Origin of the sequence: Pseudomonas sp. Sample_23 (assembly GCF_004307595.1) — a bacterium.
Taxonomy (GTDB): domain Bacteria; phylum Pseudomonadota; class Gammaproteobacteria; order Pseudomonadales; family Pseudomonadaceae; genus Aquipseudomonas; species Aquipseudomonas atacamensis.
In genome coordinates this window covers 69,144-84,781 of the sequence record NZ_RCNX01000092.1, presented here as the reverse complement: position 1 = coordinate 84,781, position 15,638 = coordinate 69,144, and the positions used below count along the sequence as shown (strand labels likewise).

Annotated in this window: 14 protein-coding genes; 3 read left to right on the top strand and 11 right to left on the bottom strand. The window is 61.1% G+C overall.

Annotated elements, in window-relative coordinates; translation table 11 throughout:
- Positions 1-63: 63 nt before the first annotated feature.
- The 10 genes from D8U82_RS24885 to D8U82_RS24840 all read right to left on the bottom strand — a co-directional run bounded on the left by D8U82_RS24885 (position 64) and on the right by D8U82_RS24840 (position 11,316).
- Positions 64-690 carry an ABC-type transport auxiliary lipoprotein family protein gene (locus tag D8U82_RS24885; protein WP_123441936.1) on the bottom strand — a complete coding sequence of 209 codons (627 nt, stop codon included), beginning with the start codon at positions 688-690 and terminating at the stop codon, positions 64-66.
- Complete coding sequence (locus D8U82_RS24880; protein WP_016772359.1) at positions 687-1,625, bottom strand: MlaD family protein; 939 nt, start codon at positions 1,623-1,625, stop codon at positions 687-689. Before D8U82_RS24880 ends, D8U82_RS24885 begins: the two co-directional genes overlap by 4 nt.
- Before the next feature lies 1 nt (position 1,626).
- Positions 1,627-2,430: an ATP-binding cassette domain-containing protein gene (locus D8U82_RS24875; RefSeq protein ID WP_122506332.1), complete on the bottom strand. Its 804-nt coding sequence runs from the start codon at positions 2,428-2,430 to the stop codon at positions 1,627-1,629.
- Complete coding sequence (locus tag D8U82_RS24870; protein WP_125927316.1) at positions 2,427-3,575, bottom strand: ABC transporter permease; 1,149 nt, start codon at positions 3,573-3,575, stop codon at positions 2,427-2,429. The genes D8U82_RS24875 and D8U82_RS24870 overlap by 4 nt, the downstream gene beginning before the upstream one ends.
- Positions 3,576-3,629: 54 nt before the next feature.
- Positions 3,630-4,658 carry a DUF5924 family protein gene (locus D8U82_RS24865; RefSeq protein ID WP_122705410.1) on the bottom strand — a complete coding sequence of 343 codons (1,029 nt, stop codon included), beginning with the start codon at positions 4,656-4,658 and terminating at the stop codon, positions 3,630-3,632.
- Positions 4,659-4,869: 211 nt separating this feature from the next.
- On the bottom strand, positions 4,870-6,264 hold the full coding sequence (locus D8U82_RS24860; RefSeq protein WP_130903176.1) for an insulinase family protein: 1,395 nt from the start codon (positions 6,262-6,264) through the stop codon (positions 4,870-4,872).
- A 175-nt stretch (positions 6,265-6,439) separates the two neighbouring features.
- Positions 6,440-8,098, bottom strand: a complete 1,659-nt coding sequence (locus D8U82_RS24855; protein ID WP_122612878.1) for a Na/Pi cotransporter family protein — start codon at positions 8,096-8,098, stop codon at positions 6,440-6,442.
- Positions 8,099-8,425: 327 nt separating this feature from the next.
- A complete protein-coding gene (locus D8U82_RS24850) occupies positions 8,426-9,193 on the bottom strand; it encodes a TerC family protein (RefSeq protein ID WP_024014971.1) in 768 nt (255 codons plus the stop codon).
- Positions 9,194-9,278: 85 nt separating this feature from the next.
- The gene (locus tag D8U82_RS24845) at positions 9,279-10,586 is read right to left on the bottom strand and encodes a CitMHS family transporter (RefSeq protein WP_073470799.1); all 1,308 of its coding nucleotides are present in this window, start codon (positions 10,584-10,586) and stop codon (positions 9,279-9,281) included.
- A gap of 403 nt (positions 10,587-10,989) precedes the next feature.
- Entirely contained in the window at positions 10,990-11,316 is a 327-nt protein-coding gene (locus D8U82_RS24840; RefSeq protein ID WP_056791177.1) for a DOPA 4,5-dioxygenase family protein, read from the bottom strand.
- 81 nt (positions 11,317-11,397) lie between these two features.
- Between D8U82_RS24840 and D8U82_RS24835 the strand changes: the two genes are divergently transcribed.
- Positions 11,398-12,063: an NAD(P)H-binding protein gene (locus tag D8U82_RS24835; protein ID WP_041476500.1), complete on the top strand. Its 666-nt coding sequence runs from the start codon at positions 11,398-11,400 to the stop codon at positions 12,061-12,063.
- 23 nt (positions 12,064-12,086) lie between these two features.
- On the opposite strand, the gene D8U82_RS24830 is transcribed toward D8U82_RS24835, so the two are convergent.
- Positions 12,087-13,037, bottom strand: coding sequence for a LysR family transcriptional regulator (locus D8U82_RS24830; RefSeq protein WP_122880238.1), 951 nt, complete (start codon positions 13,035-13,037; stop codon positions 12,087-12,089).
- A 114-nt stretch (positions 13,038-13,151) separates the two neighbouring features.
- Here D8U82_RS24830 and betC point away from each other — a divergent pair, with 114 nt between their 5' ends.
- Positions 13,152-14,666 (top strand): choline-sulfatase, encoded by a 1,515-nt coding sequence (betC, locus tag D8U82_RS24825; RefSeq protein ID WP_130888796.1) that lies wholly within the window; start codon positions 13,152-13,154, stop codon positions 14,664-14,666.
- Positions 14,667-14,682: 16 nt separating this feature from the next.
- Entirely contained in the window at positions 14,683-15,603 is a 921-nt protein-coding gene (gene choX / locus D8U82_RS24820; protein WP_130903175.1) for a choline ABC transporter substrate-binding protein, read from the top strand.
- The last annotated feature ends 35 nt before the right edge of the window (positions 15,604-15,638 follow it).

Below are 15,638 nucleotides of genomic sequence, written 5' to 3'. Positions count from 1 at the left end.
ACGCTTAAGTGACTGATACACCGCTTTCGCGAGCAGGCTCGCTCCCACAGGAGCTGTGGTGTGTCAGCGGGGTTGCGGGGCGAGTTTCTGGCCTTGCTCCACGGCCCAGGCCACAACCTTGGCCGTGAGGCGATCACTGGCCTGACCAAACCCGGCGACCACCGCTGGCACCTGCACATCGCTCAACGGCTGGCGCTCTTCAAAACGGCGGCTGGCGAGGATGCGCTGGTCATAGCCGCGCACCAGCAACGCATCGACCCGCACCACAACGCCGGCCTGGGTGCCCTGATATTCGGTCTGAAACGCCTGCAAACTGCCGCCCAGTTCCAGATCCGCCTGGAAGTTGCTGTCGTCGGTGCTCAGCAGCGTCACCCGACCATCACGCTGGAATCCATCGAGCAGGCGATTGCGCAGCAGTACCGGCGCCGGATCGCTCCAGCGCGAGCCTTTGTAGCTGCTGATCACATCGCCCTGCGGGATCACGGCAATGCTCGGCCGGTTCAGTGCTTCGCTGGCCTGCAATTTATTCAAGCGCAGCGACCACGACTGCGTCGCCGCCGGGCTGGCCGAGGCGGGCGCTTGCGCGGCGGGCAGGCGGTAGACGTCCGAGGGTTCCGACTTGGGCAAGATCGAGCACGCGCCGATCAGGGTCAGGCCAGCGCCGAGCAGGGCGATTCGAGTCAGTTTCATGGGGTGAATTCCTTGTTCTTGTCGCTGCCCAACAGATAGCCGCTGGGATTGGCCTCGAGGCGTTGGGAAATGGCGCGCAGCGAGGTCAGCGTCTCGCGCAGTTCGCGAATCGCCGGGGCCAGGCCGTTGAGGCCCTGCATGCCGTTATCCAGCGAATTCTGGTTTTTGCTGAGCAAGCCATTGATGGTCACGCTGCTTTGCTCCAGCGACTTCATCGCCTGTTCGGCACTGCCCAAGGCCTGCTTGCCCTGATCGTTAAGCAGGCCGTTGGCGTTGCGCATCAACAGTGAGGTCTGCTCGAGCATGCTGCCGGCCTGTTTGCCGACGGTCGCCAGTTGCTGCATGGCTTGCTTGATGTCGCCGCGCTGGTCGTTGATGGTGCCGGTGGTCTGTTCCAGATGGGCAAGAGTCTTGCTCACACGCTCGACGTTTTCCGCGGAGAACATGTGGTTGGCGTTTTGCAGCAGGGCGCTGATGCCGGTCATCAAGTCGCTGCTGTCGTTGAGCAGGCGGGAAATAGGCGAGGGCGAGGCGACCAGAGTTGGCAGCTTGCCGTCATGCCCGCGCAATTTCGGGCTCTCGGGTGTGCCGCCGCTGAGCTGGATGATCGACGTGCCGGTGATGCCGGTCAGTGCCAGTTTGGCCTGGGTGTCTTCCTTGACCGGCGTGTCGCCCGCCAGACGAATCCGCGCCAGCACCCGGCGCGGATCCTGCGGGTCGAGGCGCAGGCTGACCACGTCACCGACCTTGATCCCGCTGTACTGCACCGAACTGCCCTTGGACAGACCGCTGACCGCCTCGTTGAACACCACTTCGTAATCCTTGAACTCGGTGTCGACGCTGGATTTGGCCAGAAACAGGCCGAAGAGCAGGGCGCCGGCCACGACGATCACCGTGAACAGGCCGATCAACACATGATGGGCTCGGGTTTCCATATCAGACCTCGTTGAGCAGTTTGGCGGCGTCCAGCGCCGAGCGGCCGCGCGGGCCGTGGAAGTATTCGTGAATCCACGCGTCGGCGGTTTCCGAGACGTCGTCGATAGGGCCGGCGACCAGCACTTTCTTCTGCGCCAGCACCGCCACGCGATCGGTGATGGTGTACAGCGTGTCGAGGTCGTGGGTCACCAGAAACACGCTCAGACCCAACGCATCACGCAGGGTCAGGATCAATTGATCGAACTGCGCCGCGCCAATCGGATCAAGGCCGGCGGTGGGTTCGTCGAGAAACAGAATGTCCGGATCCAGCGCCAAGGCCCGCGCCAGCGCCGCGCGCTTGATCATGCCGCCGGACAACGACGCCGGGTATTTGTCCGCCGCCGACAGCGGCAGCCCGGCCAGCGCCAGTTTCACCGCCGCCAGGTGCTCGGCGTCGTGACGGCTGAGGCCGGCGTGTTCGATCAGGGGCAGGGCGACGTTCTCGGTCACGGTCAGCGAGGAAAACAGCGCGCCTTTCTGGAACAACACACCGAAGCGCCTTTCGATCAGCGAGCGTTCATGCTCGGGCAGATTCGGCAGGTTCTGGCCGAAGACTTTGACCATGCCTTCGCTGGGCCGATTCAGCCCGACGATGCTGCGCAGCAGCACCGATTTACCGGTACCGGAGCCACCCACCACGGCGAGGATCTCGCCTTTGTACACGTCCAGATCAAGGTTCTCGTGCACGCTCTGCGGTCCGAAGCGATTGCACAGGCCACGGACTTCGATCACCGCCTCCGAGGGCGCGCGGGGTAGACGACTCACCAGCCCATCTCCATGAAAAACAGCGCGGCCACCGCATCGAGCACGATCACCACGAAAATCGACTGGACCACGCTGGAGGTGGTGTGCGCGCCGACCGATTCGGCGCTGCCGCTGACCTTGAAACCTTCCAGGCAACCGATCGCCGCGATCAGGAAGGCGAAGATCGGCGCCTTCACCAGCCCGACCAGAAAATGCTGAATGCCGATGTCCGATTGCAGCAGCGACAGGAACATCGCCGGCGAGATGTCCAGCGACACCGCGCAGACCACACCGCCGCCGACGATCCCCGAGAGCATCGCCAGAAACGTCAGCATCGGCAGCGCCACCAGCAGCGCCAGCACGCGCGGCACCACCAGCAATTCGATCGGGTCGAGACCGAGAGTACGGATCGCGTCGATTTCTTCGTTGGCCTTCATCGAGCCGATCTGTGCGGTAAAAGCACTGGCGGTGCGCCCGGCCATCAGGATCGCCGTGAGCAACACGCCGAATTCGCGCAGGAACGAGAAGCCGACCAGGTCCACGGTGAAAATCGTCGCGCCGAAACTGGCCAGCACTGTGGCGCCAAGAAACGCCACCACGGCGCCGACCAGAAACGTCAGCAGGGCCACGATCGGTGCGGCGTCGAGGCCGGTTTGCTCGATGTGCGCGATCATCGGCGTGATGCGCCAGCGCTTGGGCCGCAACAGCCCACGGGCGATGACTTCAAGGATCAGGCCGACGAAGCCGAGCAGTTGCATCGTGTCGGTCCAGACCTTGTCCACCGCGCGGCCAATGCGCGTCAGCAGTTGCACGCTGACGCTGATTTCCGGCTCCTTGATCGGCACGCAGAAATCGCTCAGCGAGCAGTACACGGTTTGCAGCAAGGCGCGGTCGGCAGTTGAAAGGGTGCAATCGGGGTGTTCGGCGGTTTTACCCAAGCGCTCGGAACCGAGCAGCTCGACCAGCAACGAGGCGCCGGCGGTGTCGAGGGCACCGAGGCCGTTCAGATCGATGGAAGTGTTGGCATCGTACTGGCCGCGGAGCTTTTCGCTCAGGTGCTTGAGCGCGGTGTAGTGGGCGAGCGTCCAGTCGCCGCTGACGCGCAGGCGGGCAGGGCTGAACGCGGTGTCCAGGTGGGCACTGCCGGGGGTTGGGCTGCTGGTCATAAGCTCCGTGCTTGTACGGCCGTTACGAGATCCTACGTAATAGCACGAACCGGATTACTTTTCTTTGGCCGGTGTGCTGTCGGTGATTGCGAAACGCAGCACGCCGATCAACTGCCCGTCCTCGGTCAACACCCGCACCTGCCATTTGCCCGCCGGGTTGCCGGGGAAGTTCTGCTTGTGCGTCCACGCCCGGTAGCCTTCCTTGCGCCCGCCATGGATGTCGAGGGCGATGCGGTCGACCTCTTTGCCGTTGAAGGTCCACACGTGATAAATCCGCTCATCGAGGCCGCGCGGCGCGTTGATTGCGGTGTAGGCGTAGAGCCCGCCGCTGCGGATCTGCTCGGCGCTGACGGTTTCGAGGCTGGCGCCGGGGGTGCGATCCTGCAGCTGCGTGCTGATCGCCACGTCGGTCATCCACAGCGTTGCCGGCGGCACCCACGAACGCAGCGCCCAACCGACGCCGCCGATGCCGACTGTGATGAACAGAATCGCCAGGGCATTGCGCACCGTGCGGATCGGGAAGATCGATGCCAGGCTCGGGAACGACAGCAGCACGGCAATCCCCAGCGCCCATTTGAAACTCTGCGCGGTGGTCAGGTGCATGATCACCGGCAGCGCGGTGAGCAGGGCGGCGAACAGGGTCAGGGTGTGCAGCGCGAGAAACGCCCAGCGCCGTGGCGCCAGCCATTTGTAGTACAGCGGATCGACGATAGAGATCAGTGCAGCAACGCTGAGCAGCCCCGTGAAGACAAACTGGCCGCTGTTCCACGTGGTGGTGATGAAGAAGAATGGCAGAACGAAAAACAGGCTTTCCTGATGGATCATCTGCGTCGCGTAGCGCAGCAGCGGCTGGGGAATCTCGCGCTTGAAAATCCGTGTGAACAGCCCGGTCAGGGTGTTTTCCAGCATCAGCCAGATCCAGCTGAGCAGCATGATCACCGTGATCCAGCTGGCCAGCCCCTGTTGGCGATCGACGAGGATGAAACTGCCGACCCCGGAAATGAAACCACCCGCCGCGATCAACCCGGGGTAGCGCTTCATCAGCTCGAGAAGGCGCTGGATAAGGAGGGTCAGTTTTGGCATTTTGGCGGTTCACGACGATATGGGGAAAATCCCGGAAAGGTTAACGCCGCATGACCCCTGTGGCGAGGGGATTTATCCCCGATCGGCGGCGCAGCCGTCGTAGATCCTGCAAGCGAATTTTGTCTGGCTATACCGAGCTGCCCTTATTGGGGCTGCTGCGCAGCCCATCGGGGATAAATCCCCTCGCCACAAGTGCTCACTCATCACAGGGTTAATGGCTTCCGGCAATTTTGTGGCGGCGATGCAGGCGCCAGCCGATCACGATCAGCAGCAACAACCCGATTCCACCAGCGACCAGCCACAACACCTGATCATCACTGATCAAAGGCTTCTCGATCCGGATATACCCCGGCTGCAGCAACAGCTCGCGCATCGCCTTGTTCGCCGCTTCCAGCGTCACCCCTTGCAACTCCCGCGCGGGATTGGCAAAGCGGCCATCCTGATAGTCGGCCAGCGCGCTCCAGTAATAGTCTGCCAGCGCGCTGTTGCCCTGCACGGCCCAGGCCTGGTGGGCGATGGCGGCTTGTTTGATGCGGGCGAAGGTGCTCGGGTCGAGGCCGTTTTTCAGCAGGTCGGCTTTGAGGTCATCGAGTACCTGGATGGCTTCGTCGACGTCATCGCGATCCAGGTCCGCGTTGAGGCTCATGAAGCCGACACCGCCGAATACTTCACGCTCGGCCCACGGCCCGTACGACAAGCCGTGGTTGAGGCGAATCTGCCGGTACAGCGCCCAGTCGAGATAATCCTTGAGAATGTCGAACGTCTGGTCGTACTGATCGTCGAGCACCGGTTCCGGCACCAGCCAGTGCAGCTTGGCGCTGTCGCCAATGAAGCCACGGGTGAGGGTGCGCTCATGGGCGGCGCTGGTGCGGATGTCCGGCAGCGCCCGGTGTTCGCTCGGCTCGACCGGCTCCAGCTCACCCCAGGTACGCTCGAGATAGGCTGGCAGCAGTTTGTCGAGTTCGCCGACAACGATCAGGGTCATGTTGTTCGGCGCGTACCAGGCCTTGCGCACCGTCTCCAATTGTTCCTGGGTCAGATGGCCGACTTCGGCACGCTGCGGGCATTTCAGTCCCAGCTCGACAGCCAGTTGATTGCTCGCGGTATGACCGAGGTCCTGACGGTCGAGGAAACGTTGCAGCCTGGTGTAATGCCCGCCGTCCTCACGCTCGACCACCCGTTTCGCCGCGTTGATTGCGTTGTCGTCAATGCGTGTCTGGGTCAGCAGCGCGAGCAGCAGGTCAAGCACCTTGCGCTGGTTTTTCGCCGGGGCTTCGATGACGAACGTGGTGTCGGCGTTGCTGGTGAACGCATTCCAGTCCCCGCCCAGCGCCTGCATGCGTTCTTCCAGACCGCCTTCGCCGGTGGCGTCGATACCGCTGAACAGCAGGTGTTCGAGCAAATGCGGCAGCTCTTTTTCGTCGCAATCGAAGTCATCGAGGCCAACGCCGACCACCAGCCGGATCGCCACATGCCCACGCTCGGTGCCGGGCTTGAGCATCAGTTGCAAACCGTTGGGCAGCGCATAGCCTTCGACCTGAAAGCGATCCAGGGCAAAGGCGGGCAGGGAACCGAGCAACAGACAGGCGAACAACAGGCAACGCATAACAGGCTTCCATACGGCTGATTTGGAGATCCGTGTCGTCAGTCAGGCCCCATCGCTGGCAAGCCAGCTCCCACAAGGATCTGCGGCGCTCACGAAACCCTGTGGGAGCTGGCTTGCCAGCGATGACGGTCTCAAGGCTGAACCACTGTAACTGACTGACCCCAGCCTCAGACGTTCAAGGCGAATGCGTAATGTCGGCCATGTCATCCACCGCCAGCGCGCCGGTGTCCGCCGTTTCCAGCACGACATAGGCGCTGCTGCAGAACAACGAATTGAGCCGTTTCATGTCGGCGATCAACTCCAGATGCAGCGAGCTGGTCTCAAGGCTCTGCACGATCTTGCGTTGCAAACGGCTGACATGCGCATGGGCCAGACGCCGTTCCTGCGCACGAAAGCGGCGTTTCTCCCGCAACAACTGCCGCGCGCTTTCGCGGTCGCCGCTGAGAAACACCGACAGGCCCAGGCGCAGGTTGGCGATCAGTTGCTGTTGCAGCCCGGCAAGATCTTCCAGGCCTTCTTCGGAAAACGAACGGCGCTGCGAAGTCTTCTGCTGCTGAATCTTGCGCAGCATGCGCTCGATCAGGTCGGCGGCGAGTTTGAGGTTGATCGCCAGTTCGATGATCTCGGCCCAGCGCCGACTGTCGTGCTCGCCGAGATCCTCGCGGGGCATCTGCGCCAGATACAGCTTGATCGCGCTGTACAGGGCCTCGACGTCGTCGGTCAGGCGGCGCATTTCCTGAGTGACGGCAGTCTGCTTGCCGCGCAGCACATCAAGGGAGGCATCGAGCATGTTGTCGAGCAGATCGCCCATGCGCAGGGTTTCCCGCGCGGCGTTGGCCAGCGCCAGGCTCGGCGTGACCAGCGCGGTCGGGTCGAGATGGCGCGGCTTGGCGGTGCCGTTGACCTCCGGCCGCTCCGGCAACAGCCAAGCACAGAGCCGCGCCATCGGCCCGACGCTGGGCAGCAGGATCAGGCAGCGCGCGGTGTTGTAGAGCAGGTGGAAGCCGATGACCATTTCCTGCGGGCTGAAATCAAGGCTGTCGATCCAGTGCACCAGCGGGTCGAGCACCGGGATGATCAGCAGCAAACCGATCAATTTGTACAACAGACTGCCCAGCGCAACCTGGCGGCCGGCGGCGTTCTGCATGCTGGTGCTCATGAAGGCAAGGATGCCGCTGCCGATGTTGGCGCCGATCACCAGACCGATCGCCACCGGCAGGCTGATCACCGCAGCACCGGCCAATGTAGCGGTGAGCAGCACGGCGGCGAGGCTGGAGTAGGAAATCATCGCGAACAGCGCGCCGACCAGGGCGTCGAGAAGAATGTCGCCGGTCAGCGAGGCGAAAATCACTTTCACCCCTTGCGCATGAGTGATCGGCGCAGCGGCCTCGACGATCAATTGCAGGGCGAGAATGATCAGCCCGAGACCAATCGACACCCGGCCCATCTGCCCGAGCCGCGTCTGTTTGCGCGACAGAAAGAAAATCACCCCGAGGAAGATCAGCAGCGGCGACAGCCACGACAGATCGAGGGTCAGCACCCGCGCCATCAAAGCGGTACCGACATCGGCGCCCAGCATGGTCGCCAGCGCCGGGGTCAGCGCCATCAGGCCCTGACCGACAAACGAAGTGACCAGCATCGCCGTGGCGTTGCTGCTCTGCACCATGGCAGTGACGAGAATACCGGCGATGAACGCCAGCCATTTCTTCGACATGTTCTGGCCGATGACATGTCGCAGATTGGTGCCGTAAACCCGCAGGATGCCGGTTCGGACGATGTGCGTGCCCCAGATCAACAGGGCGACGGCGGACAACAGATTGAGCAGGGTGAGCATGCAGACCCCCTGTAGTAGCAGCGCCCCAGAGGGGCAAGTGGACGGCACCGCGCGGTTTCTACGTTCTTGATACTTAAGCTGTAGTTGGCGAACGGTCTCGGCGCCAGCATTGCACAGCTAAAGCGTGGATTGAAACAAAAGTGTCATCAAAACAAATGCATCCACTCACCGAATCCGACACGTTTCCCCTCTGTTGCCCAAAACAACTGTGGGAGCGAGCCTGCTCGCGAAAGCGGTGGGCCAGCCAACATTGTTGTCGACTGGCACTCCATCTTCGCGAGCAGGCTCGCTCCCACAGGGGTGTAGCGTGCTGCCGGGACTACCGGATTATTGGCCCGGCACATCCTTGCGCAGTTTCACCGGATCCTGTTGCTGTCTCTTCTTGGCCATCGCGCCGCGCAGTTTGATGTTGATAGCCTCAACCGCCAGCGAGAACGCCATGGCGAAGTAGACGTAGCCTTTTGGCACGTGCACGTCGAACGATTCGGCGATCAGCACGGTACCGACCACCAGCAGGAAGGACAGGGCGAGCATTTTCAGCGACGGGTGCTTGTCGATGAATTCGCTGATCTTGCCCGAGGCCAGCATCATCACCAGCACCGCCACGACGATCGCCGCGACCATGACCGGAACGTGGGAGACCATGCCGACGGCAGTGATCACCGAGTCCAGCGAGAAGACGATATCGATGATCGCGATCTGGATGATGGTGTAGAGGAAGTTGCCGCCCTTGCCCGATGGCGCGTCGTCGCTTTCGTCTTCGCCTTCCAGCGCGTGGTACATCTCCTGCGAGCTTTTCCACAACAGGAACAGGCCACCGAAGAACAGGATCAGGTCGCGACCGGAGATGCCCTGGCCGAACACTTCGAAAAGATCGGCAGTGAGGCGCATGACCCAGGTGATCGAAAGCAGCAACAGGATCCGGGTGACCATGGCCAGGCCAAGACCGAAGATCCGCGTGCGCGCCTGCATGTGCTTGGGCATGCGGCTGACCAGGATCGAAATCATGATGATGTTATCGATACCGAGGACGATTTCCAGGGCGGTCAGGGTAAAGAAGGCAACCCAGATTTCGGGGTTGGTCAGCCAATCCATGTGTATTCCTTTGAGCAAATGTTGAACCGAAAAAGGTCCGGGCTTCAAACCGCGAAGCCAGGACCCGTAACGGTGAGTCTTGGGCTTATAGAGTGCTGAACATCGGGAAAGTCCCCAACAGCAGTGCAGCAATCAGAATGCAGATGCACACCAGGATCGCCCATTTCAGGGTGAAACGCTGGTGATCACCGAAATCGATACCGGCCAGCGCCACCAACAGATAGGTCGACGGCACCAACGGGCTCAGCAAGTGGACGGGCTGGCCGACGATCGAGGCACGGGCCATTTCCACCGCAGTGATCCCATAGTGGCTGGCCGCTTCGGTCAGCACCGGCAATACACCGTAATAGAACGCATCGTTGGACATGAAGAAGGTGAACGGCATGCTCACCAGTGCCGTGATCACCGCCAGGTACGGGCCGAGGAAATCCGGAATCACCGCCAACAGGCTCTTCGACATCGCATCGACCATGCCGGTGCCCGACAGGATACCGGTGAAGATACCCGCCGCAAAGATCAGCCCGACCACTGCCAGCACGCTGCCGGAATGCGCCGCGACACGATCTTTCTGCATTTGCAGGCATGGGTAGTTGACGATCATGGCGATACTGAACGCCACCATGAACAGCACCGGCAGCGGCAACAGACCGCCGATCAGCGTGCACATCAGGCCGAAAGTCAGTGCGGCGTTGAACCAGATCAGCTTCGGACGGCGTGCGTCAGGGAATTGCGAGACGCTGATTTCACTGTGATCGATCTCATCGCCGACCAGGTGCAGTTCACCGAGGCGGGCACGCTCACGCTTGCCGTAGAAGTAGGCAATCACGAGGATCGCCACGACACCGGCGGCCATGGCCGGGATCATCGGTACGAAAATGTCCGACGGGTCGACATGCAGGGCACTCGCCGCGCGGGCGGTCGGGCCGCCCCACGGGGTCATGTTCATCACGCCACCGGCGAGGATGATCAGACCGGCCATGATCCGCGGGCTCATGCCGATGCGGCTGTACAGCGGCAGCATGGCGGCCACACAGATCATGTAAGTGGTCGCGCCGTCACCATCGAGGGAAACGACGAGCGCCAGAACGGCGGTGCCGACCGAAACTTTCAACGGGTCGCCCTTGACCAGTTTGAGAATCTTGCGCACGGCCGGGTCGAACAGGCCGGAGTCGATCATCAAGGCGAAATACAGAATGGCGAACATCAACATCACGCCGGTCGGCGCCAGTTTGGTGATGCCTTCAAGCATCATCGGGCCGATCTTCGGCGCGAAACCACCGAACAGCGCGAACAGGATCGGGATGATGATCAGGGCGATCAGCGCGGACAGGCGCTTGGTCATGATCAGGAACATGAACGTGATGACCATGGCGAAGCCAAGGAAAGTCAGCATGGGAATACTCCAGGCGTAGCGCGGCTAATGGAATGAGCGGATCGGGCGGGATCAGCGCAGAACGGCAGGCGCGAGGCGTACGGGCGGAGTGACCAGCAGGAAGCGGGAGAAACGGCGGGTTGCAGAAGACATCAGAATCACCATTGTTGTTGTTAATTGGGCCGGGCCTGTGGAACAAACACAGGGCTTGGGCCAACCGGTCTGTTGCCGGGAGTGGGGCGATCCTAATCGGGGAAGCTTTCAGCTACCTTTCGCGAGCGAAAGCGATCAATGAATGATCAACCGGCGGTCGGATGCAACGACAGCCAATGAATACGGGGTTGGTAGCGATGCGGATAAACGGACAGTCAGCGCTGGCTGGCAGTCTGGACATATCCGTTATCAGTTCAGCGTCAGCATCTGGTTAAAAAATCGACAGATCCAACGGCCGCACCGCGCCCATCCAGATCGCGTGTTCGGTGTGGTCGAGCAAGTCATCGCCCGTGTCCGGATGCAGGAATACCACCAGGCCCTTGCGGTTGAGCGCCAGCCATGGCAGCACCTCGCCGATCAGCTCGGGACCGAAAGCCAGTTGGCAGCTCCAGTCGGGGTGCGGCCCCACCGGGCGTTCGTGCACGCGGCCCATTTTCAGCGCAAACAACTGCGCGGCCTGTTCGCACAAGGCCCGCGCCTGGTCGATGGTTTGCGCGTCGAAATAGACATGGGCGTGATAGCCCTTGATCCCTTGCATCGTGTTGCCTCTCAATCGGTTCGAACCCTTGGCTGTTTCCACCGTCACAGGTCATATAGGACAACTATAAGGAAAACAGCCATGAAAAATGCCGAGACCCCAGTGGTCAAAGTGGTGCTTTATGGTGCCATGGCCAGCTTGGGCGGTGCATTGATGGCTGAATTGCTGCGTCGCCAACACGAAGTCATCGCCATTCTCGACGATCTCACCGCACTCGCGCCGCGTCCGGGGTTGCGCACCAAAACCGGCGATCTGTTCGATGCCGAGCGGGTCAATCAGAGCGTCGCCGGCAGCTCGGCGGTGATCTGCCTGCTGGACGCTCCGGGGTTGCCGTTCAGCAGCGACCACGTTGAGCGCTCGGTGACGCTGGGGCCGGTGGAACAAGTGCTGGCAGTCGACGCGCTGGTCGAAGGTTTGCAACTGGCCAGCGTGCCGCGCCTGTTTCTGGTCGGCAACTTCGGTGTGCTCGACGAGCCTGACAATGACGAGCGTCTGCAACGTCACGCTGCCGAAGAAATCCTCGAGGCGGTACAAAGCAGCTCACTGCGCTGGACCTTGGTCAATGCGCCGCATGGCGTGGCCGGGTTGACCATCGAGCACTTCAGTCAGGTCGGCGGCAATCTCGAACCGGGACTGGCCGAACCGCTGGAGCGATTGAACCGTGTCGCGGTGGGCATCGCCGATGAGCTGCGGTTGAACCTGCATGTGGGGCAGCATGTGAATTTTGTGGCGGCTTCTGATTCGTAAAAGATCGGACGATCTTTTGCTCTTCACACCGCAATTGAGGGCAGGGCCAGACCGTTAAGCGATTCGGCACTGCTGGCCTGTTCCGCCATTAACCAATCAACAAATTCCTGAATCAACGCACCCCGACGTTTGCGTTGCGGCAGCACAACGTAATAGCCAAGGCGCGACAGCGTGGTTTCCGCCAGCGGCCGGCACAGCAAACCCTGCACCAGCAAGTTATCCACAAGGTGCCGCCAGCCAATCGCCACGCCTTGTCCGCCAATCGCCGCCTGAATCAGCAAGGTGTAATTGTCGAAGCGCAATTGCCCCGGCGCTGGCGGCGTAGTCAGGCCCAATTGACGAAACAAGCCACTCCAGTCGAACCAGTTGCTGCTGTTTTCCCCACGCAGATGCAACAGCGGAAATTCCAGCAGTGCCTGCGCGGGCAGCGGCAATGAACGCCCCTTTAGCAGCAGCGGACTGCACACCGGGAACACCTCTTCGCTGAACAGCCAGTGGCTCTCGCCCTGCTTGAATCGACCATCGCCAAACAGGATCGCCACGTCGATGTCGGTGCGCAGCATGTTGTGGTTGCGCTCGCTGGTGACCAGGCTGACATCGATATGCGGATTGGCCTCATGGAAGCGATGCAGGCGCGGCATCAGCCAATAAGCGGCGAAAGCGAAATCCGTGGCCACTTGCAGCACTTCATGTTGCTGCTGAGTGCTGATTGCGCTCAATCCTGCGTCGATATTCTGCAAACCGAGGGTAACTTGCTCGAACAGCAGGGCGCCAACCTCTGTCAACTCGATACCCCGGTAAATCCGGTCGAACAGGCGCGTACCGAGCTGCTCTTCCAGACGTTTCATTTGCTGGCTGATCGCAGGCTGCGTGGTGCCAAGCTCCACCGCAGCAGCGGTAAAACTGCGATGGCGGGCCGCCGCTTCAAAAGCGCGCAGCAGATCGAGGGAGAGGTCACCGAGGGCGTCATACATAAGCTGTACTTATCCTAGTCATTGTCCAGCGCGGGCTTTACCGGAACAGGCATGGAATCCATGCTCGATCGCAGCACTCTCGCATAAATATTCAACATGGAATGCCGCGATCACATGAAGCGCAAGAACATTCTTTTCATCATGGCCGATCAAATGGCCGCGCCAATGTTGCCGTTCTACGGCCCATCGCCGATCAAACTGCCGAATCTGTCCCGCCTCGCCGCCCAAGGCGTGGTGTTCGATGCTGCCTATTGCAACAGCCCGCTGTGCGCGCCGTCGCGCTTCACCCTGGTCAGTGGCCAGTTGCCGAGCAAGATCGGCGCCTACGACAACGCCGCTGATTTCTCTGCCGACATTCCGACTTACGCGCATTACCTGCGGCGTCTCGGCTACCGCACCGCGCTGTCGGGCAAGATGCATTTCTGCGGGCCGGATCAGTTGCACGGTTATGAAGAACGCTTGACCAGCGACATCTACCCGGCCGATTACGGTTGGGCGGTGAACTGGGACGAGCCGGACGTAAGGCCGAGCTGGTATCACAACATGTCTTCGGTATTGCAGGCCGGGCCGTGCGTGCGCACCAATCAGCTGGATTTCGACGAAGAGGTGGTGTTCAAGGCGCAGCAATACCTGTTCGATCACATCCGCGAGGACGGCGATCAGCCGTTCTGCCTGACTGTGTCGATGACCCACCCGCACGATCCGTACACGATTCCCAAGGCTTTCTGGGATCTGTATGACGATGCTGATATTCCGTTGCCTACAGCCTTGAACCAGGACGAACTCGATCCGCACTCGCAACGTCTGCTCAAGGTTTACGACCTGTGGGACAAGCCGCTGCCTGTGGATAAGATCCGCGATGCCCGTCGCGCCTACTTCGGTGCTTGCAGCTATATCGATGCCAATGTCGGCAAACTGCTGCAAACCCTCGAGGAAACCGGGTTGCTCGATGACACCATCATCGTCTTCTCCGGTGACCACGGCGACATGCTCGGTGAGAAAGGCCTCTGGTACAAAATGCACTGGTTCGAGATGGCCGCGCGGGTGCCGCTGCTGATCAGCGCACCGGGACAATTCGAGGCCGGCCGGGTCAGTGCCGCCGTATCCACCGCCGACCTGCTGCCGACCTTCGTGGATCTGGCCGGTGGCACGCTGGAGCCCGGCTTGCCACTGGACGGTCGTTCGTTGCTGCCGCACCTGCAAGGGCAGGGCGGGCATGACGAGGTGTTCGGCGAATACATGGCCGAAGGCACTGTCAGCCCGCTGATGATGATCCGCCGCGGCGCCTACAAATTTATCTACAGCGAAAGCGACCCGTGCCTACTCTTCGATGTGGATAACGATCCGCGCGAAGAAGAGGAACTGAGCCAATCGCCGCAACATCGTCAGCTGTTCGAAGACTTTCTCGCGGAAGCGCGGGCCAAGTGGGACATTCCGTCGATCCATCGGGACGTACTGGCCAGCCAGCGCCGACGCCGTTTCGTCGCCGATGCGTTAACCATCGGCAAGCTGAAGAGCTGGGATCACCAGCCACTGGTCGATGCCAGTCAGCAGTACATGCGCAACCACATCGACCTTGATGATCTGGAGCGCAAGGCCCGTTATCCACAACCCTGCCAAAACCAATAACGTTAAGGGGAAGTCCATGCGCAAGTTATCCACAGCTGTCACCGTTGGCCTGATCGCATTGAGCAGCACCTCGGCCTTCGCCGAGCAAAGTTGCGAAACCGTGAAGATGGCCGATCCGGGCTGGAGCGACATCGCCGCGACCAATGCCATCACCGGATTTCTGCTCGACGGCATGGGCTACAAGGCCAAAGTCGACACCCTCGCGGTGCCGATCACCTTTGGCGGCTTGAAGGATGGCCAGGTGGACGTGTTCCTCGGCAACTGGATGCCGGCGCAGCAGGGCTTCTATGACAAGTTCGTCGCCACCGGTGATGTGACGCAATTGGCGAAAAACCTCGAAGGCACCGAATTCACCCTCGCCGTCCCCGACTATGTCTGGGAGGCGGGTGTGCATGATTTTGCCGACCTGAACAAATTCGCCGACAAGTTCGACAAGAAAATCTACGGCATCGGATCAGGCGCGCCGGCGAACATTTCGCTGCAGGAAATCATCAAGAAGAACGACTTCAACATGGGCCAGTGGAAGCTGATCGAGTCCAGCGAACAGGCGATGCTCGCCGAAGTGTCGCGGGCGGTGAAGAAACAGAAATTCGTCACCTTCCTCGGCTGGACCCCGCACCCGATGAACGTGCAGCTGAAAATGCGTTACCTCAAGGGCGGCGAAAAATACTTCGGCGACACTGGCAACGTTTTCACCCTGACCCGTAAGGGCTACGCCGAGGCCTGCCCGAATGTGGGCAAGTTGCTGACCAATCTGTCGTTCACTCAGGACATGGAGAACAGCATCATGGCCGAGGTGGTGAACAAGAAGGTCAGCAATGCCGAAGCGGCGAAGGCGTGGATCAAAGCCAATCCGGCGGTGCTGGACACGTGGCTCGACGGCGTGAAGACGCTGGATGGCAAGGATGCGCTGGCGGAGGTGAAGGCCAAGCTTTGATCTCAGGGTTGCTGGAATAGCGTTCGGCTGGAGAT